Source organism: Nostoc sp. FACHB-892 (assembly GCF_014698795.1).
GTDB lineage: Bacteria > Cyanobacteriota > Cyanobacteriia > Cyanobacteriales > Nostocaceae > Nostoc.
In genome coordinates, this window is record NZ_JACJTR010000020.1 from 69,685 (window position 1) to 91,512 (window position 21,828).

21 protein-coding genes are annotated in these 21,828 nt (G+C 43.2%); 10 read left to right on the forward strand and 11 right to left on the reverse strand.

The window, feature by feature from the left end; genetic code table 11:
• Positions 1-80 precede the first annotated feature (80 nt).
• From H6G96_RS23760 to H6G96_RS23775, 4 genes are all read left to right on the forward strand, one after another.
• Positions 81-263 (forward strand): hypothetical protein, encoded by a 183-nt coding sequence (locus H6G96_RS23760; RefSeq protein WP_190914071.1) that lies wholly within the window; start codon positions 81-83, stop codon positions 261-263.
• A gap of 143 nt (positions 264-406) precedes the next feature.
• On the forward strand, positions 407-1,999 hold the full coding sequence (locus H6G96_RS23765; protein WP_190914073.1) for a photosystem II high light acclimation radical SAM protein: 1,593 nt from the start codon (positions 407-409) through the stop codon (positions 1,997-1,999).
• Between the two features lie 96 nt (positions 2,000-2,095).
• Complete coding sequence (locus H6G96_RS23770) at positions 2,096-3,493, forward strand: DICT sensory domain-containing protein (protein ID WP_190914075.1); 1,398 nt, start codon at positions 2,096-2,098, stop codon at positions 3,491-3,493.
• A complete protein-coding gene (locus H6G96_RS23775) occupies positions 3,490-4,128 on the forward strand; it encodes a pentapeptide repeat-containing protein (protein ID WP_190914077.1) in 639 nt (212 codons plus the stop codon). The genes H6G96_RS23770 and H6G96_RS23775 overlap by 4 nt, the downstream gene beginning before the upstream one ends.
• 340 nt (positions 4,129-4,468) lie before the next feature.
• On the opposite strand, the gene H6G96_RS23780 is transcribed toward H6G96_RS23775, so the two are convergent.
• From H6G96_RS23780 to clpS, 4 genes are all read right to left on the reverse strand, one after another.
• Complete coding sequence (locus H6G96_RS23780) at positions 4,469-4,762, reverse strand: PIN domain-containing protein (protein WP_242063381.1); 294 nt, start codon at positions 4,760-4,762, stop codon at positions 4,469-4,471.
• Positions 4,759-4,989: a DUF2281 domain-containing protein gene (locus tag H6G96_RS23785; RefSeq protein ID WP_190914080.1), complete on the reverse strand. Its 231-nt coding sequence runs from the start codon at positions 4,987-4,989 to the stop codon at positions 4,759-4,761. The genes H6G96_RS23780 and H6G96_RS23785 overlap by 4 nt, the downstream gene beginning before the upstream one ends.
• A 328-nt stretch (positions 4,990-5,317) precedes the next feature.
• The gene (locus H6G96_RS23790) at positions 5,318-6,151 is read right to left on the reverse strand and encodes a type II CAAX endopeptidase family protein (RefSeq protein ID WP_190914082.1); all 834 of its coding nucleotides are present in this window, start codon (positions 6,149-6,151) and stop codon (positions 5,318-5,320) included.
• A gap of 64 nt (positions 6,152-6,215) precedes the next feature.
• A complete protein-coding gene (clpS, locus tag H6G96_RS23795) occupies positions 6,216-6,497 on the reverse strand; it encodes an ATP-dependent Clp protease adapter ClpS (RefSeq protein ID WP_069070124.1) in 282 nt (93 codons plus the stop codon).
• Positions 6,498-6,798: 301 nt separating this feature from the next.
• On the opposite strand from clpS, the gene H6G96_RS23800 reads away from it, so the two are divergent.
• Entirely contained in the window at positions 6,799-7,158 is a 360-nt protein-coding gene (locus H6G96_RS23800) for a hypothetical protein (protein WP_190914192.1), read from the forward strand.
• Between the two features lie 85 nt (positions 7,159-7,243).
• Here the strand turns inward: H6G96_RS23800 and H6G96_RS23805 are convergent, their stop codons facing one another.
• The gene (locus tag H6G96_RS23805; protein ID WP_190914085.1) at positions 7,244-7,447 is read right to left on the reverse strand and encodes a hypothetical protein; all 204 of its coding nucleotides are present in this window, start codon (positions 7,445-7,447) and stop codon (positions 7,244-7,246) included.
• A 467-nt stretch (positions 7,448-7,914) separates the two neighbouring features.
• Between H6G96_RS23805 and H6G96_RS23810 the strand changes: the two genes are divergently transcribed.
• From H6G96_RS23810 to H6G96_RS23825, 4 genes are all read left to right on the forward strand, one after another.
• Complete coding sequence (locus tag H6G96_RS23810) at positions 7,915-8,244, forward strand: STAS domain-containing protein (protein WP_190914087.1); 330 nt, start codon at positions 7,915-7,917, stop codon at positions 8,242-8,244.
• A gap of 142 nt (positions 8,245-8,386) precedes the next feature.
• The gene (locus tag H6G96_RS23815) at positions 8,387-11,098 is read left to right on the forward strand and encodes a TIGR03960 family B12-binding radical SAM protein (protein WP_190914089.1); all 2,712 of its coding nucleotides are present in this window, start codon (positions 8,387-8,389) and stop codon (positions 11,096-11,098) included.
• A gap of 852 nt (positions 11,099-11,950) precedes the next feature.
• A complete protein-coding gene (locus H6G96_RS23820) occupies positions 11,951-14,080 on the forward strand; it encodes an Rne/Rng family ribonuclease (RefSeq protein ID WP_190914092.1) in 2,130 nt (709 codons plus the stop codon).
• Positions 14,081-14,088: 8 nt separating this feature from the next.
• Positions 14,089-14,745, forward strand: a complete 657-nt coding sequence (locus H6G96_RS23825) for a ribonuclease HII (RefSeq protein ID WP_190914095.1) — start codon at positions 14,089-14,091, stop codon at positions 14,743-14,745.
• Positions 14,746-14,753: 8 nt separating this feature from the next.
• Here H6G96_RS23825 and H6G96_RS23830 read toward each other — a convergent pair whose 3' ends face one another.
• Positions 14,754-15,341 carry a DUF1997 domain-containing protein gene (locus H6G96_RS23830; protein WP_190914097.1) on the reverse strand — a complete coding sequence of 196 codons (588 nt, stop codon included), beginning with the start codon at positions 15,339-15,341 and terminating at the stop codon, positions 14,754-14,756.
• Positions 15,342-15,909: 568 nt separating this feature from the next.
• Between H6G96_RS23830 and pheA the strand changes: the two genes are divergently transcribed.
• A complete protein-coding gene (gene pheA / locus H6G96_RS23835; protein ID WP_190914099.1) occupies positions 15,910-16,785 on the forward strand; it encodes a prephenate dehydratase in 876 nt (291 codons plus the stop codon).
• 25 nt (positions 16,786-16,810) lie between these two features.
• Here pheA and H6G96_RS23840 read toward each other — a convergent pair whose 3' ends face one another.
• From H6G96_RS23840 to fusA, 5 genes are all read right to left on the reverse strand, one after another.
• Positions 16,811-16,966: a hypothetical protein gene (locus H6G96_RS23840; protein WP_190914101.1), complete on the reverse strand. Its 156-nt coding sequence runs from the start codon at positions 16,964-16,966 to the stop codon at positions 16,811-16,813.
• An 89-nt stretch (positions 16,967-17,055) separates the two neighbouring features.
• Positions 17,056-17,703: an LON peptidase substrate-binding domain-containing protein gene (locus tag H6G96_RS23845; protein ID WP_190914103.1), complete on the reverse strand. Its 648-nt coding sequence runs from the start codon at positions 17,701-17,703 to the stop codon at positions 17,056-17,058.
• A 191-nt stretch (positions 17,704-17,894) separates the two neighbouring features.
• Positions 17,895-18,212, reverse strand: a complete 318-nt coding sequence (gene rpsJ, locus H6G96_RS23850) for a 30S ribosomal protein S10 (RefSeq protein WP_017320518.1) — start codon at positions 18,210-18,212, stop codon at positions 17,895-17,897.
• A gap of 179 nt (positions 18,213-18,391) precedes the next feature.
• The gene (gene tuf / locus H6G96_RS23855) at positions 18,392-19,621 is read right to left on the reverse strand and encodes an elongation factor Tu (RefSeq protein ID WP_190914106.1); all 1,230 of its coding nucleotides are present in this window, start codon (positions 19,619-19,621) and stop codon (positions 18,392-18,394) included.
• Between the two features lie 23 nt (positions 19,622-19,644).
• On the reverse strand, positions 19,645-21,723 hold the full coding sequence (fusA, locus tag H6G96_RS23860) for an elongation factor G (RefSeq protein WP_190914108.1): 2,079 nt from the start codon (positions 21,721-21,723) through the stop codon (positions 19,645-19,647).
• Positions 21,724-21,828 lie beyond the last annotated feature (105 nt).

Consider the following 21,828-nt stretch of genomic DNA (forward strand, 5'->3'; position numbering starts at 1 on the left):
CACTATGTGAACATTTTTAAGTTCTTAATTTACCGCAAAAAATCTTCAACTTTCTGAAGGCGGATAATTACAGGGTAGCTATGGCGAAGATCCCATTAGCTGGAGATAGTTCAGGAGTATATTTTTGTGTTTTAGCGATCGCAGGATTAAAAGCCAGGGATCATCGCTTAATGAATGAACTCGATGTTATCGTAAAGCTATATGAAAAATGTCTTCATAAAGCTTCTCTTGATCTCTTGCCTTTGGTATGCAAAGCAGTTTGATTGATTCGTACATCTGTGAAAAATTCACACTTATCAATAATCGGCTTCAATGTCAAGCAAGATTGTAAGAGATTAAAAACAGTCAAAACAAAAACACACTTTAAAAACAGGAATTTATCTCGCTTTCCCCAAAGATTGGCAAGATGGAAGTCAAAATACCCATGATGGAAAATCGAATTCTTTACGTTCGCCTTCCTTGTAACCCTATCTTTCCCATTGGGGTTGTCTACCTGAGCGATCATGTTCACAAACAGTTTCCTAATATCGAACAGCGCATTTTTGATTTAGGAACAGTGCCACCTTTAGATTACAGTTCCGCCTTGGATCGTTGTATCGATGAATTTAAACCGACACTGCTAGTATTTTCTTGGCGGGATATACAAATTTATGCTCCAGTTGGTGGACGTGGTGGTAACCCACTACAAAACGCCTTTGAGTTTTACTACGCTAAGAATCCTCTATTGAAACTACGCGGGGGATTAGGCGGTTTACGGATCTTCATCGCTTACTATGTAGAGTTATGGCGCAATCAGGGCTTAATAAAACGTGGTTTAAAGCGTGCCCAAAAATATAATTCTAATGCCCGTGTAGTTGTAGGTGGTGGTGCGGTCAGTGTATTTTATGAACAGTTGGGTAAAAGCTTACCTCAAGGGACAATTATTTCTGTGGGTGAAGGGGAAACCCTGTTAGAAAAGCTTTTAGGTGGCAGAGATTTTCGAGATGAGCGCTGTTACGTAGCGGGAGAAACTCAACCACGGAAACGCCTAATTCACGAACAACCCACTCCACTAGAAAAAACAGCTTGTAACTACGACTATATCGAAAGCATCTGGCCGGAATTTAACTTTTACCTGCAAGAGCAAGATTTTTATATAGGTGTACAAACTAAGCGTGGTTGCCCTCACAACTGTTGTTATTGCGTCTACACTGTTGTCGAAGGTAAACAAGTACGCATCAACCCAGCAGATGAAGTAGTTGCTGAGATGCGTCAATTATACGATCGCGGCATTCGCAACTTCTGGTTTACCGATGCCCAATTCATCCCAGCGCGAAAATTTATCGACGATGCCATAGAACTCTTGCAAAAAATCGTCGATTCTGGTATGACAGATATCCACTGGGCAGCATATATTAGAGCCGACAATTTGACACCAGAGTTGTGCGACTTGATGGCGAAAACCGGGATGAACTACTTTGAAATTGGGATTACCAGTGGTTCTCAAGAACTCGTGCGGAAAATGCGGATGGGGTATAACCTGCGAACCGTTTTGCAAAACTGCCGCGATTTAAAAGCAGCTGGTTTTAACGATTTAGTTTCCGTCAACTACTCCTTTAACGTCATTGACGAACGTCCCGAAACCATCCGCCAAACCATTGCTTACCACCGCGAACTAGAACGGATTTTTGGTGCTGATAAAGTCGAACCGGCTATCTTCTTTATTGGACTACAACCCCATACCCATCTAGAAGAATACGCTTTCAAAGAAGGCATCCTTAAACCAGGATATGATCCAATGAGCTTGATGCCGTGGACAGCTAAAAAACTTCTTTGGAATCCCGAACCCCTTGGTTCATTCTTCGGTGAAGTCTGCTTGCAAGCTTGGCAACAAAACCCCAACGATTTCGGACGCGAAGTCATGAAAATCTTGGAGGAAAAATTGGGTTGTGCCGACTTAGAAGCAGCACTTTCCGCACCAATAGAAATGAAAGAAAAACAGTTAGCGGGTATATCCTAGAAAACGCAATAATATGGGGATATTCAAAATTATGAATTTCTCCCCTTCTCTTTCTCTGTGTCCTCTGCGCCTTTGCGGTTATTTTTACCAAATCCCATGTTAGAAGGTTCAATCCTGCAACAGCTAGAAACAGCCCATCGCCATACCACCAGACCGATTCGATTCGGTGTTTACTACAAAAATACCCTAGTTGCCTTGTGCCATGCTTTAGAAGACCATATTTTAACCGACGACGGTACACCCTTAGTCATCACAGCCTTTCAACGAGGTAAATGGTATCTGCAAGAAGCCGGGCGATATGCAGACATCGCCCAGCGCAGCCGCGAAATTGCCATCATGGCTGCCTCTGAATCCGGCTTTGCTGAACATCCTACCAGCCAGCTACCCAACGTAGACTTAGTGGCAATAGATCTAGTCGATCCAGTAGCTCAGGAGTGGCACTTAATTATTTTATCGCCTAAATACACAGCAATGGTAATTTGTCAAGAATTATCAGAGGCTGATTATGGCAGCACTGGAGTACCGACATCAGATTTAGAGCGCAAATTCTATGGCTTGTGGACATTTGAGCCAGAGTTAGTGCAAGAGACAGCAGAAATAGCGATCGCTCACATCAAAAAATACAACCCAGAACTGGCCCAAAAACTCACAGCCGAGAAACAACAAATTGTACCGTCAATGGACAGATCAGAAAATTTAGGTGCAGTTGTTTCCCGTGTAGTAGATTACCTTCAGACTGGGCAAGATAATTTATCCGTACCAACAGCGTCTCACCAAAAAACCCTAGATCGCAACTTGGTTTCCAACGAAATCCAAGCCTTTTTGCGAATGGCGCAACTGATGGATATGGCAGATGTCAACAATCCAATGGCAGCTGCGGAAGTAGTAGCTCTTGCTGAAGCGATCGGCCAGCTTTTGGATCTTCCTGCATGGCAGATTAAGAGATTGCGGCTAGCGGCTCTGTTGCATCGCATAGATCCATTACAGAAAGCAGAAAGCGTACTCAGTGACGGTATAACCACACGTTACCAAGAAGATGCTCCCAGTTGTCCCTTAACTTGTCCCTTAGTACCGGGGGCGCAAGTATTGCGAACCATGCCACGACTACGAGCAGTTGCCCAAATTATTACTCATCAAAGCGAGTGGTGGAATGGCACAGGGGAACCAGCAGGTTTAGCTGGAAATGAAATTCCCCTAGAGTCGAGGATTTTGGCATTATTGGCAGACTTTCAGTGGCGAGTCAATGAGCGAAAATCGTCAAATCAAAGCCGGGAACAGATATTTACTCAAGCTTTAGATGAGTGCAGACAGCAACAATCTACCCGCTTTGACCCTAAACTTGTAGATACCCTAACTTTATTAGTTATGGGTTTACAACAGGGACTTGACTTACCCGTCATGACACCCAAAGTCAGCGCTGGCATCTGGATACTTGATTCCCAATGGGATAGTCACAGCAAGATAAGTGAGGAGATTGGTAGTTACTTTACATGAATATTGAAGCCATTAAATTAGGAAAACTCAAACAACTTCCAGGGGCGAATTTAGAAGACGAGGAACTCTCTCGACTGGATTTAAGCCGCATTAATCTTGCTGGTGCTATCCTTGTTGGCACTAATTTCGCTGCTTCCAAACTCGAAGGCGGGCATTTGGAGGGGGCAAATCTGATGGGGGCTAACCTCCAAGAAACTGACTTGCGGGCGAATTTGATGGGAGCAAACCTGATGCAAGCAGATTTAACAGGTGCTGACTTGCGGGGTAGCAATTTGCGTGGTGCTAACTTGATGGGAGCAAGACTCAGTGATGTGTCATTAGTGGGTGCTTTCTTGAGTGGTGCCAATTTGATGAACGTGAACTTGCAAGGCGTTGATTTGCGGGGTTCTGACTTGCGCGGTGCAAACCTGACTGGGGCAAATCTCAAAGGTGCAGATTTGAGTCGCGCCGATTTGCAAGGGGCATTATTGAGTGAAGCAAACCTTGAAGAAGCTGACTTGCGGGGGGCGAATTTGGCAGGGGCAAATTTAACGGGAGCGAATTTACTCTGTGCAGAGTTAGAAGGTGCAAATTTAAGCGGCGTTAATTTTAATAAAGCGTGTTTGGTGGGTACTGTGGTTGAGACGAGTTTATGAGAATCGCAAAAAGTACTGTTCTATCGGGGAAAGGTGTAGCCTTTTCTCCTTCATACAACAAAGCCACAAAATGTTTTAAGATTCAGGTAGATTAACCACGCTACCGATAAGATTTTAACGCAGAAACTCATGTGCTGATTTACGAAATGCACCTTCCGCAGATGAAATCGATATAGCCCGTAGTGAAGAATGGGCTAGCTTTCCACGGGAGGACATTTGATGCTGCGTGTCGTAGCCACTTTTTCATTACCAAACCCGCTGAATATTATAGGCATCAAAAGCCGAATCACGACTAATCAAAACAAGGGAATGATTCATCGCCTGTGCCACCACAATACGATCAAACGGATGTCGATGATGCAGTGGTAAATAACGGAATTGAAGAGTATCGGTAAAGGTAATAGGCAGAATCAATCGTTATACCCGCAGCAGTTAGTTTAGGTTCAATCTCTTCAAAAGCACCCTGTAGAGATAGTTTTCCAATGTTGAGTTTAATCGCCATTTCCCAAACACTTGCAATACTAAAGAAAACAGCCTCAGCAGATTCAATTTTTTCTCTAGTTAACACTGGCAGGGTGGCATCATTCGAGACAAACCAGATAAAAGCATGAGTATCCAATAGTAATCTATTCATTCCATATATTCTTTCATATCTTGAAGCGGCTCATCAAAGTCATTAGGCAATGGCAGAACAAACATTCCTTTCATCGTTCCAGCAACGCAACGCTTGTTTGTCTGCTTTTCTTCGGTAGAGTTTTTAGCGTGCTTCTCTATCAAAAACTCAATGTTGTAATGAAGCACTTCTGTCTGAAGGGACTCAGCGAGTTCTTCTAATTTTTCTAAAATGACTGGCTGTATCATTGTTTTTTCTCCTTGGCAATTTTTATGAAAAACATCACAGCTATATTTGTTTAAATGTTAAATACATTTAAATACGGTTTGATAAGCACTTTAATATCATGTCCGCTTGATTACTTACTAAACCCCAAGAACCCCACCCCGCAGACGGCTATCCATTACCCGGATCTTTCTTAACGAAGTAAAAAAATTAAATGGAAAAATAAATGGAAAGTAAAGAAGACCTACACAGAAGCTAGTAGCATTTTCTAACATCCACTGCATCCAAAAATCACTATCAGTCTGCTGATTTATCATAAATAAATAGCTGATACGATTAATATTTTTATTTTCATATATGAAGCGATCGCTCAGTTCGCCCTCGTATCCACAAAGCTAGTACACTCATTAACAACACCCCCATCACTCCTTGCAGGGGATTATTATTCACACCAGTTACCCAATCAGGAACTTGACCAGAATATTTCACTAATTTACCCACATTAATAATGTAATAGCCCCATACGAAACCACCATGTAAACCAATTGGTAAACCCAAACGTCCCCTCCGCCAACGCTTTGCCCATACTTGCGTTAACCCCAGCAATACTAAAGCTGGAAATTGCGGCAGTGTATGAATAATTGCTTCCAAGGGTTTAATAAAGTGCAATGTAGCAAACGCAATTGCATCTGTCCACATTGCCACACGCGGACTGTAATCTCGTTGTAATTCATCTAACAACCAGCCTCGGAATAACAATTCCTCAGCAAATCCGATGCCCAAGCCAACAAGTAAACCCTCTAAAATTACTTTCAGCAAAAAAACTTTCGGTTGTTGCCACACCAACCAACCCAATAAACTTTCTACTCCAAAAAGTATCAGAATATTGATTATCCCCATAGCCAAGCCACGCAGCAAATCTACACCGTTTTGTCGCGTGACTTCTAAGCCATAATGCCGCAGAATTTGGGGCTGCTGGTAGACATATTTGCCCCATAGTCTCAGGAGAAAAATAAATACTGCATATAACAATACCAATGTCAATATACTTTCTAAGTTTGAATCATCCACTAGAAAGTATATTGGTGCAGCCAATGGCAACCATAGCAGCAATAAAGTCAAAATAAAAGAACCCAGCCTAATAGGGGCAGGGCGTTCAGCTAAATGGATAAGGTTTTTTTTCATACAAAATAAGTCACCAATCACCAGTCAATACTCTAAATTTTGACCAATGACCAATGACCAATAACTATTCGTCAGGTTCAATTGTGCTACTTAAACCGTGACTTTTCAACGTTTCGCAATAGAACTCAGCGTGTTCCAGGGCGCAAGTAATAACTAAAGCTAGCCCGTTAGTATGGGCTTCCATCATGATGCTAACAGCCTGGGGTTGGGTAAGGCTCGGCACAGTGGCTATTAGTGACTGCACAACATGCTCCATAGAGTTGTAGTCATCGTTATGGAGCAAAACGCGATAGCGAGGCGCTAGCTTACGGGTTGTGGAAGGCTTTTGAATAGTTTCAACTGACACGGCTCTTTGCTCTTTTCTTGTTGATTCACTACTACAAAATGTCTGTGTAGCGATCGCTTAACAGTTATTCACCTATTCTATAGTATTTCTGTTCAGATACTATGCTAGAAAAACCCTTTGCTGCTAGGGATTGGTCGTATTAGTTTTGCATAGCCACTTGTGAAGTACATATCTTAAGACATGGTTGCTGTGAGAGTGCTACCTTAATGTTACAGAGGCTTCCTTTAAAAGTAGCGCATTCTCACTTTTAAAATTAAAGAAGTTGCAAAATAATCGTTGTCCCTGCCCAAACTGCATAATGATGGACATTAGCCTAGATTTTCTTCAACCAGGACAAATTGTGTCTTTAGAGCATGGCGACAGGAATCTGTATGCAGAAGTCATTCAATTTGTAGTTTCCCGTCAGTTGTGCTGGGTACGTCCTTTATTAATGGTTACTTTCATTCAAGAATCGCCGCTAATTACTGATTTGCGAGATGCATCTGACCTGCTTTGGCCTGCCAATTTATTTAGACCAGCATTAGACACAGAAGTAATTAGCTTGTTGAGCCAAGTTTTAGCAAAAGAACCAAAAAGTGAACCTGACTCAGCCGCCAAGCAGCAACTTAATCAGTTTATTCACCAACTTTGGCAAGCATACCAAGATAGTGCTGAGTGCTGAGTCAATAAGCTTGAGTTAAGCTTCTCAGTCTCATACGTGTACCTCATCCAACAGAGATACATTATAAAACCCCATGCCTAAGCAATTAGAAATATCCCAAGCTAGGAACTAACTTAACTCTACCAGCATCCATCTCCGACATTAATAATTCCAGAGCTTCGTAGTCAACGTCAGAAATGTAACCCAGTTCTGTTAGTTCTGAGTTGATTTCATTTTCTATCTCAGGAGTTAGTTTTTTAATGTCTAGAGCTTTTTCTACCAATTTCCGAATAGCGTACTGAGTTCTCATACGTAATCAACCAACTGTATATGATATTAATTATCCCAGATAAGCCTAAGTATAAAGAGTGTTCAAATCATAACTTATTAGTGATATATATCACTGGTAAGTTACATAAATAGATAATTCGCTATGACTATGTTGTAGGCTACCAGCAACCCTAAAGAGAGAGATTTACTTACCGTTAAGACTTAGCTAAATTAATTCTAGTTATGACTAAGCAAGTTTTATCAGCATGGTTACTGATGATTTGTCTGCTCTAAATCTGTCTATGTTGATTGTTTTTGAACTGACATAAAAAAAAAGTATACATAAACACACTTTAATCGGGAATTATGACAATCTTTAAACAGACATACTAAAGAAATAAAGATTCAGCAAAGAGAGCTAATACATATGGTCGATGCAACAAAATAGAGTTTATGTTCAAATAATTCTTAGCTTGACGCTTCAATAATTCTCAATAGGATGTAACTATGCAAGCAGTGCTTAACTATCCCAAGATTGCAGTCATTCGCCCGCAAGGCTATTTGAATGCTACAAACGCCTTGGAATTTGAACGAGATATGACCACAGCGTTGGCACAAAATGGTATTTCCATGTTGGTAGTAGACCTCGCAGCAGTAGAATCGTTAGACAGCTCGGGGTTGATGGCATTGTTATCTATACACAAGCTGGCTCTTAGCTTGGGAAGGGGTTTTCGACTTTGCGCTGTTGCTCCCTCAATTAGAATTATTTTTGAACTAACGCAACTCGATAGGGTGTTTGAAATATTGGATGGTGAAGTTGAGTTGGCTGCAACATAACTTTATGTAAAACAAAGCGGGTAGGAAGTGGACTTTATGTAAAGGAGTTATAAGTTGCAACGATAAACTCTGTTAGAATACCTAATTCAATGCTAAGGTTGGGTTTGATTAGCTGTAATTAAGGTAGCTAGAAGATAGCACAGTGGCTGTTGCAGTTGAAAAATTAATAACATCGGATATTTTAAAACCAGGACGTTACCTGGGTAATGAGCGTTTAGCAGTACATAAAGCTTGGGATACGGCAGCAATACGCTGGGTATTAACTTACCCAGAAGTATATGAAGTCGGTGCATCCAATTTAGGGCACATCATTCTCTATAACATCTTGAATGCCCAACCGCGTCAATTGTGCGATCGCGCCTACCTACCAGGGCAAGACCTGGCAACCAAACTACGCGAAACCAATACGCCATTGTTTGCGGTAGAGTCAAAGCGATCGCTCACAGAATTCGACATTTTAGGCTTTAGCCTCAGTTACGAACTGGGTGCAACTAATATCTTAGAAATGTTGGATCTGGCTGGAATTCCCTTGACGTGGAAAGAAAGGCAAAAAGCAAGGGTAGCAGGGGGAGAATTTACGAATCTCCAGTCCCAATTTCCGTTGATTTTTGCTGGTGGGCAAACAGCGACATCGAATCCTGAACCTTACGCTGACTTTTTCGACTTCATCGCCCTTGGAGATGGAGAGGAATTGCTGCCAGAAATCGGTTTGGTATTGGAAGAAGGAAAACAAGCAGGATTGAGTAGGGAAGATATATTACTGGATTTGGCACAAATACCAGGCGTGTATGTTCCCCAGTTTTACGACATGGCAGAGGGTGGCTCAGTCCATCCTCGTCGGTCAGACGTACCAAAACGAATTCTGCGACGGGTTGCAACTCCCATACCAGCATATTCCATTGGGTTAGTTCCCTACGTAGAAACGGTGCATGACCGTTTGACCATTGAAATTCGGCGCGGTTGTACTCGTGGCTGTCGCTTCTGTCAACCAGGAATGCTAACTCGACCAGCACGGGATGTAGAACCCAATAAGGTTGTAGAAGCAATTGAACAGGGGATGCGGGCAACTGGTTACAATGAGTTTTCCCTATTATCTCTGAGTTGTTCAGATTATTTATCCCTACCAGCAGTAGGGATGGAAATCAAAAATCGCTTAAAAAATGAAAACATTTCTCTGACTCTACCAAGCCAACGGGTAGACAGATTTGATGAGAATATTGCCAACATCCTTGGAGGTACGCGGCAAAGTGGACTGACTTTTGCTCCAGAAGCTGGAACTCAGCGGATGCGAGACATTGTGAATAAGGGTTTGACAAATGAAGAATTATTGCGGGGGGTAAAAACCGCTTGGGAGCAAGGCTGGGATAAAATCAAGTTGTATTTTATGATTGGCTTGCCCGGTGAGACGGATGTGGATGTTTTAGGCATTGCGGAAACAGTCAGCTGGCTACAGCGAGAATGTCGGGGCAAGGGTAGAAAACCTCTAAACTTTAACCTAACGATTTCTAACTTTACGCCCAAGCCCCATACACCATTTCAATGGCACTCAGTTTCTACCACTGAATTTAAGCGTAAACAAAACCTGTTGCGGCAAGAATTCCGTCGGATAAAGGGAGTGAAGGTAAATTTTACCGATGTTCGCATTTCGGCAATGGAAGATTTTGTGGGACGAGGCGATCGCAATTTGAGCAAAGTAGTCCGCCGCGCCTGGGAATTGGGTGCAGGTATGGATTCCTGGTATGAAAATTTAGATCAAGCTTTTAGTGCTTGGGAAGATGCGATCGCCCAAGCCGATCTAGATTGGAAATACCGCCAAATAGAAAATGGCGAATGGAATTTGTTTCACGCACAAGATCAAAATAGCTCGGAAGACACGGAAAATGCCCAATTCCCAACTCCTAACTCCTCACTCCTAACTCCTAACTCCCCACTCCCCACTCCCCACTCCCTCGATACTCCCCTCCCTTGGGATCATATTGATACCGGAATTGATAAAAAGTGGCTCCAAGAAGACTTGCAACGCGCCTTAGAAGCTGCGATTGTACCCGACTGCTCTTTTGAAGGTTGTTCTCACTGTGGCGTATGTGGAACCGACTTTGGCCATAACGTCGTCATTGAATCACCTGCTATTCCGACATTCACCGGCGAGTTTGTTCCCAACACAACTAAGGCACAAAGACTGCGAGTTTGGTTTGGCAAACAGGGTAATATGGCTTTAGTAAGTCACCTAGATTTAATCCGTCTGTTTGACCGAGTTGTGCGACGAGCAGGCTTACCAATAGCTTTCACTGGCGGGTTTCATCCAATGCCGCGGATTTCTCTAGCAACTGCTTTGGCTTTAGGAGCTACTAGTAGTGGTGAAATTGCGGATTTTGAATTAACTGTGCCAGTGTCCGTCGATATTATTCGAGAACAGTTGGTTAGGGAAATGCCCACAGACATACCTATATATAATGTGGAGCAGATAGATTTAAAAACTCCGGCAGCTACTCAACTGCTAGAAACCGCAGAATATTTAATTACCGTAGCAGCACTTGAAGAAACAATACCCATACAACAATGGCAAGAATGGATTGATACCATCAAAGCAAAAGATGAGATTTGGTATGAGCATACAACAAAGTCAGGCAAGAGCCAGTTAATAAATCTGCGCGATCGCTTATTTGAACTGGAATTGGTAGAAACCCCTAAAAGCATTGCAGAATCTATATCTGTTATCCGTTATGTAGGTAGCTATCGCCAAGATGGTTTTCTATTGCGTCCTGAACAAATCCTGTTTATGCTAAGGATAGTGGCTAATGTAGAATTTCAACTCCTGCACATCCACCGCAATCGGCTAATTTTAGGGGTATAATCCTTGTAGGGCAGCTTGCTAGTAGCTGTCCTAAAATGGCATACGTCGGAATTGATTTTTAGCAAGGTTGCGTTAGAATGGGGTGAAGAGAAATTTTCTGACGCTGCATTGAATTAGCTGATTCACTACCCTGGTGTTCAGGGAGCGAAAGCAAAGATATTAGAGTGCAACTTCTAGGATTTTATCCCAGACAAACTGAGGCAGATTAAAGAACACACTCTCTCTATAGCTACCTTGTGAATCAGTAATTAACAGCAGGCTCGGTTAGCTTCTCTAAATCCATGCTTTTTAAACAACTGCTGAATGTTCAATCCACAGGAGTGCCCAAGAGCTAGTGAGCTACTTTTCTAGAGTTGTTCGCCCTTGGCGTTCCCGTAGGGTAAACAACTGTCATCAGTTAGGCCGAATTTGCAGACGTTCACATACGCGCAAAGCGCGGCTTAAATTAAAGTAGGGTAGCAGCTGGCGTTGCTGAGTATAACCCTAAGGATAAATCCGGGGAATGGAAAATAGAAATAGTTTCTTTTTCTTAACGACATCAGTAGAACACTCTCAAATGAAGCTTCCTGAGTTAAAAACTCACTCAGGATTCGGAACTTTCAACTCAAAACTCTCTTTATTGAGGGTATTGCATCATAAATCAACCACGGACGGTTGATTTAATTGCTTAAACATGCAGCTGTTCTGGAATAATCCGCCGTAAAAATGCTCTTAAGAGCGCCAATAGCTATTTAATTTAGAAGCTCACGTTTGCGATTTTTATTATCAGTAGCGCCTTTTGAGGGTTGCAGGGGCAACAAAGGTAAAACAAACCTCCAGACCTATTGGTGCTGCCAATTTTGAGGAAATTGAATGCCAAAACAAATTATCATCGCGGAGCAGCACCAAATTGCTGCTGTCTTTTCTGAAGATCAAATACAGGAACTAGTTGTTGCTACAGGTCATCACCAAATAGGTGATATCTACTTAGGAGTAGTAGAAAACGTATTGCCTGGGATAGATGCGGCTTTTGTCAATATTGGTGACCCAGAGCGCAACGGTTTTATTCACGTCACCGACTTGGGACCATTGAAGCTAAAGCGTACCGCAGCAGCAATTACAGAATTACTAACACCACAACAGAAAGTTTTGGTGCAAGTAATGAAAGAGCCAACGGGGACAAAAGGGCCCAGGCTCACGGGTAACATCACCTTACCCGGACGTTATGTAGTACTGATGCCCTATGGTAGAGGCGTAAATTTATCCCGACGAATTAAAAGTGAAAGTGAGCGCAACCGCTTGCGGGCACTGGCAATTTTGGTCAAACCGGCGGGAATGGGTTTGCTTGTGCGCACAGAAGCCGAAGGCAAACCCGAAGAAGCGATTATGGAAGATTTGGAATTGCTGCAAAAGCAATGGGAGGCCATCCAGCAGGAAGCGCATTCCACTCGTGCTCCAGCCCTACTCAACCGTGACGATGACTTCATTCAGCGCGTATTGCGGGATATGTACGGCGCGGATGTCAACCGGATTGTCGTTGATTCCAGTACTGGTTTGAAGCGCGTAAAGCAGTACTTACAGAACTGGAGTGGAGGTCAAACACCGCAAGGATTGTTGATTGACCATCATCGCGATCGCTCCCCAATTCTAGAGTATTTCCGCATCAGTGCCGCGATTCGAGAAGCCCTCAAACCGAGAGTAGACCTACCTTCGGGAGGCTACATCATCATTGAGCCGACAGAGGCATTAACCGTAATTGATGTTAACTCAGGTTCCTTCACGCGATCGGCAACAGCTAGAGAAACAGTTTTGTGGACAAACTGCGAAGCTGCAACAGAAATTGCTCGCCAGTTGCGTCTGCGGAATATTGCCGGAGTGATCGTTGTTGATTTTATTGATATGGAATCACGACGTGACCAACTACAAGTTCTCGAACACTTTAATAAAGCACTCAAAGCAGACAAAGCTCGTCCGCAGATTGCCCAATTAACCGAACTGGGTTTAGTAGAACTGACTCGCAAACGTCAGGGTCAAAACATTTACGAATTGTTTGGTGAAACTTGTCCCACCTGTGGCGGTTTAGGACATACCGTGCGTCTGCCTGGAGAAATCGAAAACCGATTACCAATACCAGCAGAAACACCAGAGCGTGAGCGTGAGCGTTTTGTGTCCTTGCCTCACCGAGAACCACGTCAGCCGGCTGCCCGCATCCCAGAACCACGAGAAACCTATGATGGATTTGGGGAAACATTTGACAGCGACTCAGAATTGAGTAATTTAAATCTGATCAATCATCCTAGTTATCAAGACCTTAATGATAATAAGCGTCGTACCCGCACTCGCCGCAGTCGAATTGGCATCAATGGGTTAAACGGGAAAGATGAAGCTCGGGTTGTAGCCAATCCACTGCCTTTTGTTAATGAGCCAGACTTAGACCTTGATGTTGAACCAGAACTAGGAGTTGCACCAGATTTCCCCTCGCCCACCCTTGGTAAACCAGGTTGGAGTGAAAGAGTAGAGCGCACTGTAGAGCGTACTAAAATTATCAAGGCAGAGCCAGTCAAACCAGTGGTAGAACCACCGGAGATTAGGACTGTAGAAATGAGCCTTCAAGAACAGGATATGTTTGCTTTGATGGGAATATCTCCCTTAGTGAAGTTAGACCAAGAGGTTAAAAACACCAAGTCTGTGATTATTAACGTGATTCAGCCTGGTCAAATGCCAACGGCTCCAACTGAATCAACCTCAGAATCAACTACTACCCAAAAAGTAACACCAGAAGTAATTGTAACCAAAGTACCAATTCCAAAAGTTATTGAGCCAGAACAAAAATCTTTGATAGAAGAGGCAACTGAACCATCTGAGTTGACTGCTAGCCCCTCGGAACGTTTCCCTACAAAAGCTTTCGCCGCCAACGCCATCGCAGATGAAAATGATGCGAACAGCGCCGCCACTGCTAGCCGTCGCCGCCGCCGTCGTTCCTCAGCGATCGAGGATAATTAATTTGCCTTATGGTAGAAACGTCACCAACGCCTTTGGAACAATCCAATTGGCTGGAGTTTTCTACCTTGTCAGGGATTCCAGGATTGGTTGCAGGTGTGGATGAAGTAGGGCGAGGTGCTCTATTTGGCCCTGTGGTGGCGGCAGCAGTGATCCTACCAGATCATGCTTTGCCAATACTGATGGCAGCTAAAATTAAAGACAGTAAAAAGTTATCTAGTTCGCGTAGAACTCAGCTAGCGCAGCAAATTTGTGGGCTGGCTATAGACTGGAAAATTGGGTTTGCTTCTACTGCCGAAATTGACAAGATAAATATTTTGCAAGCGACACTATTAGCAATGAAGCGGGCTGTACTGAAGTTAAAGGTACAGCCTGCAATTTGCTTGGTTGATGGCAATCAGTCAATCAAAGACTTGTTATTGCCACAACAAACAATAGTTAAGGGCGACGAGCGATCGCTCGCTATTGCCTCTGCTAGTATTGTTGCCAAGGTTTGGCGTGACGAACTAGTACTGCGTCTAGCATTAAAATACCCTATGTACAACCTGGAGCGTAACAAGGGTTATGCTAGCCAGCGGCATTTGCTAGCTCTGCAACAATACGGCCCTTCGCCCTTACATCGTCAGTCTTTTCGTCCTTGCCAAATCAAAATACCGAACGCTGAGTAATTATTTAATTACTCAGCGTTCAGGATTGGCAATTCAGTATTGTCATCGTCAAATCCTCTATCTCTCGTTTGTGATACCACCCAGTAGCGATAATCCGCCAAAAGTTGATTTAATAAGCGTTGCTTCACCGACAACAGCACGCTTTTGAGCAAACCATTGCCAGTAGCTTCTAAAATCGGCTTGGGAGTAAAAGAAAATGGCGGTGGCAAATCCACCAACACTTCTAAATCAGCTTTTCCTTGCAGGCGAGTGCCAGTACTTGACTCTTTAGGAGACAAATGCCCTTTTAAATTGAGAGCAAAGCGCTGGTTAATATACTCGAAACCCAGTATTTCACAGCCGAGCGATCGCAAATTAATTATTCCATTTGATTCTGCCCAAACTCTCATGTCTACAGTAGGTTGAATACTCAATGACATAAAAGTTAACGGACGCATTTTCAAGCGAAATACTTCCTCAGAAAGCTGCTCAATCCGACTGTTATCAGCCAAAGCCTTAACCAGACGTTGAGGCTGGCGTAAGTAGTGCTGAATGGGAATAGGCTGCTCTGGAACAGCGATTTCAACCGATTGGGAGGCAGTAAACCGGGTAGCCATGAGCGAATAAAAATATCTGTTTCTTAATTTTAATATTTTTTAATAAATTAAAGCTGATTATTGAAAAGTACAAAATTTCTTGAACATAAAAATGATTGTTGCTTATCAGCTATACATCACTAGCAAAAAGTTGGTACGCTGATCACTATCTTTAGTTCAATAAATATAGATTAGAATTTAAGCCTTGACACAAAAACCAGAGTATGCGTGAGTATTAAGTCAGAAACCAATATGATTGCTTTTAAATTTTTTAGAAGAATTTAGCAACAAAACTGCCAGGAAATCTATTCGCTAGAAAGTTGATTTCCATAACTTGTTTTCCTCGATATTTATTTCGGTCTATTAGTTCAGTGCGTAAATTTTAGAGATAACAGTGTTTAGTAAGAGTAGATGTTGGATATATAGCAATTCTAAATGAGTCGTGAAAATCTCCCATTCTTCTCTCTGTGTTCTCTGCGCCTCTGCGGTTAATTTATTTTTACAAATAATTTAGAACTGCTATATTTGCCAAATCCAAAATATCATAATCTCTGTTTACGCATTAAACTTGTAACTCAAGGCTAAAAGGATGACTTTATTGATCGCACATTTAGGACCTCCTGGCACTTATGCAGAACAAGCAGCTAATTTTTATGCCAACTGGCTAACCAAAAGTACAGGAGTTGAAGCTACATTATCTCCCTATCCCACCATCTCCCAGTCACTGCACGCCGTTGCAGATGGTCAATCCCACTTAGCTGTTGTGCCAGTGGAAAATTCTATTGAAGGGAGTGTTACCACAACACTGGATACACTGTGGCAGTTAGACAGCTTGCGAATTCAGTTGGCTTTGGTATTACCCATTGCCCATATGTTAATTTCTTGCGCGTCTAGCTTAGATAAGATTAAAACTGTTTACTCTCACCCGCAAGCTTTGGCACAATGCCAGGGATGGTTAGAGCAGTTTCTTCCGACTGTACAGATTATTCCCAGCAATTCTACAACTGAAGCACTACAGCGATTGGAAGAAGAAACAACAATAGCAGCGATCGCTTCTAGTAGAGCCGCTCAACTATACAACCTGCCAATACTTGCTAGCGGCATCAACGACTATCCAGAAAACTGTACTCGTTTTTGGGTAGTAAGTCAGGGTGAAGTGAACGCTGGATATCAAGCATCAACAACAAATGCTAGCCACACATCGCTGGCTTTTAGTATGCCTACCAACACACCCGGAGCATTGGTCAAACCTTTACAAATATTTGCTCAACTAGGAATTAATCTCAGCCGGATTGAATCTCGTCCGACGAAGCGATCGCTAGGCGAATACTTATTTTTTATGGATTTAGAAGCGGATGCCAAGGAAACACAAATGCAATCTGCTTTAGCAGAATTAACTATCCACACAGAGATTTTAAAAATTCTTGGCGCTTACAATGTTTTGCCGATCAGCGCTTTTACTTGAGGAGTTAAGAGTTAAGAATTACGAGCTAACAAGCTTGGACAATTTCCGTTAATAAATCTACCGTCGCCGTTGGTTTCGACTTCACTGAACCAACTAAGGGATTGAGAGTTGAGCCTTTCCGTAGCGTCTTACAGAGAAGTCGAAACTCGTCAACCTGGGTATATTCTTTGTCAGAAATCACCTTAGTTATCAGTTATCAACTAGAGAATATAAATTATTTTTTGTTATTTCTTCCTAACTCCTAACTTCTCAGTTCTAACTGCTCACTCATCACTTTTCATTAAATGTGTCTTTAAGAACAGCGCGAGCTGCCAAGTGATTACGAGTAGAGGTTAAAATTTCTGCTTCCCGCTCTAAACGAGTTGCAGTATCTTGCATTTCTAACAACAATTGCTGCTCTGCAGCAACACCGTAAAGATTACTAGCTACCCAATAAGATAACTCTGTTGGTAGGTCAGGCAAATCTTCTGGTAGTTCGATATTTTGCTCGGTTAATTTACTTGACAGACGCACAACATCTCGCAGTAGTTGTTCTACCTCAGAAGACAAAGGTCGCAAATCTTTTGTGGGTGGTTGATCTTCAATCCACTCAACTAAGCCAACGCGGTATGGCTTTTCACGAACATACTCTAACACACGGAATCTTTGCTGCCCTAACGTCAACATCTTGATCCGATCATCTGGCAATCGTTGATGATGAACGATTTCGGCACAGCAACCAGTGTTTGCAATTGTACCTGTGGCTGGATCGAACATCAAAACACCAAACCTGCGATCGCTCTCCAGAATCGTGTTCATCATGATTCTGTAGCGAAATTCAAAGATGTGCAAAGGCAATGGTCTAGTAGGAAACAGAACTAATTCGGGTAACGGGAACAGAGGTAGTTCACGAACTGCAATTTTAGAAGATGATGTCATTGTTACCTTGGTATAAACTTAATCTTTAAAATTTATTTTTCTCTGCTTTTCCCGTACTTTATCTACATTCTATCATTTGTTTCCTAGCTAAATAAAAGCCCTGAGATATATTTCTTCAGGGCCATGTAAAAATTCATACTAATATCATTTGTCTTTTGTCCTTTGTTAATGACTAATGACCAATGACTAAATTAAAGTTTAACTTCGATATCCACACCCGATGGTAGATCCAATTTCATCAGGGCATCAATAGTCTTAGAAGAAGGCTGATAAATGTCAATAATCCGGCGATGAGTACGAGTTTCAAAATGTTCTCGTGAATCTTTATCTACGTGAGGTGATCGCAGTACACAATAGATCCGGCGTTTTGTTGGTAAAGGAATTGGGCCTACGGCTGTAGCATTGGTGCGGTTAGCTGTGTCTACAATCTTCTCGCAAGATGTGTCTAATAAGCGTCGGTCAAAAGCCTGTAAGCGAATTCTAATTTTTTGCTGCTGTAGAGTTGCCATCTTTAATTGTCCAGGTTCTGCGTAATTAAGGGAGTATTTACAGGTTAAAGGTTACAGGGTAAAGGTTACAGAAAACTATTACTTGTCCCCTGTAACCTATTACCTTATTTATGGAGGGAAGAGAAAGGAGCAGAGAGGCATTATACCATCTCTGCTCCTTTGTTATGAGCGAAAAGGTGCTATTTGAGAATTTTGGAGACGACACCAGCACCGATGGTGCGACCACCTTCGCGGATAGCGAAGCGCATTCCTTGTTCAATAGCGATCGCGTTGATCAATTCTACTGTCATCTTGATGCGATCGCCTGGCATCACCATTTCTACTTCTTTGCCTTCATCGGAGGTGTAGGCTTTGATAGTACCAGTTACATCGGTTGTCCGTACATAGAACTGGGGACGGTAGCCAGCGAAAAATGGAGTCTTACGACCACCTTCTTTCTCTGTTAGGACGTATACTTCACCTTCAAATTCCATGTGAGGTTTAATTGAACCTGGTTTGGCGATTACCATACCCCGTTCAATATCAGCCTTCTGGATACCCCGGAGTAGTACGCCAGCATTATCTCCAGCCATACCTTGTTCCAGACTCTTCTTGAACATCTCAATACCAGTTACGGTAGTGGCGCGAGTATCTCTGATACCCACTAGTTCAACGTTATCGCCAACTTTGACAACACCCCGTTCAATCCGACCGGTGGCAACAGTACCACGACCTGTAATTGAGAATACGTCTTCTACAGCCATCAGGAAGGGCTTATCAACATCCCGCTCAGGAGTGGGGATAAAAGAATCCACAGCGTCCATCAATTCGTAGATTTTATCTACCCAAGGATTTTCGCCTTTTTTGGTCTTAGGATTCTTGGTCATTGCTTCAAGAGCTTGCAGACCAGAGCCTTTGATAATGGGGATATCATCGCCAGGGAAATCATAGCTACTTAATAGTTCTCTAAGTTCTAGTTCAACTAGTTCTAAGAGTTCTGGGTCATCCATCAAGTCTTCTTTGTTCAAGAATACAACTAGACTGGGAACGCCCACTTGTTTTGCTAACAGAATATGTTCGCGGGTTTGGGGCATAGGACCATCGGTAGCAGCTACTACGAGGATACCTCCATCCATCTGAGCAGCCCCGGTGATCATGTTCTTCACATAGTCAGCGTGTCCAGGACAGTCTACGTGAGCATAGTGCCGATTTTCGGTTTCATACTCAACGTGAGCAGTGTTGATGGTAATACCCCGTGCCTTTTCTTCTGGCGCGTTATCGATTTGATCGTAGCCCTTAGCTGTAGCTTGACCAAGAGCTGCCAAGGTCAAGGTGATAGCTGCTGTTAACGTGGTTTTACCGTGGTCAACGTGGCCAATAGTACCGATATTGATGTGGGGTTTATTTCTTTCAAACTTTGCGCGTGCCATGAATGCTCATTTCCTTATTTTAACTAAGCGTTCCCTTTGCTTTTTGCAATGATAGTTTCAGCTACGCTGCGAGGCACCTCTTCGTAGTGGCTGAACTCCATCGTGAAGATACCCCGACCTTGCGTTTTTGATCGGATATCAGTGGCGTAGCCAAACATGGTCGCCAGTGGAACTTTGGATGCGACCTTAGCAAGTCCCTGTTCGGTGCTTTGGCTTTCAATCTGCCCTCGGCGGGCGATGAGGTCGCCAATGACGTTCCCGATATAGTCTTCAGGAACTTCAACCTCAACTTTCATCATAGGTTCTAAGATGACAGGTGAAGCTTTCAATACAGCTTCTTTCATCGCCATTGAGCCAGCGATTTTGAAAGCCATTTCCGAAGAGTCTACATCGTGATATGACCCATCAATTAGCGTGGCTTTAACGTCAATCAAGGGATATCCAGCTAGAACACCGGATTCACAGCTTTCTTTCATTCCTTGTTCTGCGGGGCCAACGTACTCTTTAGGTACTGAACCACCGGCAATTTTGGAGACGAATTCAAAGCCAGTACCGGGATCTCCAGGCTCCAAATTGATCACAACGTGACCGTATTGACCTTTACCACCACTTTGGCGGATGAATTTGCCCTCAACTTTGTTCACGGCTTTCCGAATTGTTTCTCGGTAAGCTACTTGAGGCGCACCTACATTCGCTTCCACCTTGAATTCTCGTAACATTCGGTCTACTAGAATTTCTAGGTGTAACTCTCCCATCCCCGCGATCACGGTTTGGTTTGTTTCCGGATCGACGCGGACACGGAAGGTGGGGTCTTCTTCTGAGAGAGATTGCAGAGCCTTGGACAGCTTGTCCATGTCGTTCTTGGTTTTGGGTTCTACCGCCACCGAGATCACAGGCTCAGGAATGAATAGGGATTCCAGAATTACTGGTGATCCATCATCACAGAGCGTATCACCTGTCAAGGTGTCTTTTAATCCAAGAGCTGCTCCTAAATCACCCGCCCGCAGTTCGTCAACATCTTGCCGATCGTCTGCTTTCATTAGAACTAAGCGGGAAATCCGTTCTTTTTTATTCTTACTAGCGTTGAGAACGTAGCTGCCCTTTTTCAGGACACCAGAATAAACGCGAACAAATGTCAGGCGACCATAAGGGTCAGCCATAATCTTGAATGCCAGAGCTGCTAGGGGTTCGTTGTCATCAGCCCGCCGCTCAACAGTATCACCATTGGGCAGTAAGCCTTGAATTGGCGGTACTTCACTTGGCGCTGGCAGATAATCTACAACAGCATCCAGCATCAACTGCACGCCTTTGTTTTTAAATGCTGAACCGCAAAGTACTGGTACAATCGTCCCCGCAATTGTACCTTTACGCAGGGCAGTCCGAACTTCCTCTTCTGTAAGTTCTTCGCCCTCGAAGTACTTAGTCATCAGAGCATCATCGGTTTCTGCTGCGGCTTCTATTAGCTTGGTGCGGAATTCGTCTACCTGGGCTTGTAATTCTTCCGGAATATCCGTTTCTTGGATATCAGTACCTTGGTCATTGGCGTAAATATACGCACGTTGCCGTACTAGGTCAACAATACCTTGGAAGTCGTTTTCACTACCAATTGGTAGTTGAATAGCGATCGCATTCGCCCGTAAGCGATCGCGTATTTGATCGTGAACTTTATAAAAGTTCGCTCCGGTGCGATCCATCTTGTTGATAAAGGCTATCCGAGGAACTTTGTAGCGTTCTGCTTGCCGCCACACTGTCTCAGACTGCGGTTGCACGCCGCCCACAGAACAAAATACTGCGATTACACCATCCAACACGCGCATGGAACGCTCAACTTCAATTGTGAAGTCTACGTGACCCGGAGTATCGATAATGTTTATTTGATGATCTTTCCAACTGGTACTGATAGCAGCAGCAGTAATCGTAATTCCCCGCTCCCGCTCCTGATCCATCCAGTCTGTGACGGCAGTTCCTTCATGAACTTCGCCAATTTTATGAATTATCCCAGAGTAAAATAATATTCTCTCTGTTGTTGTTGTTTTGCCCGCATCTATATGCGCCGCAATACCAATGTTGCGTACTTTCTCTAGCGGGATCGTGCGTGCCACAGCTACCTCCTATAGTTTTTGCCTCATGATATCTTGTATATTACTCTTTGTTAAGATTCTATACTTTTAGGGAAAACCGTCTTTTTTGTAAATCTTACGATATAC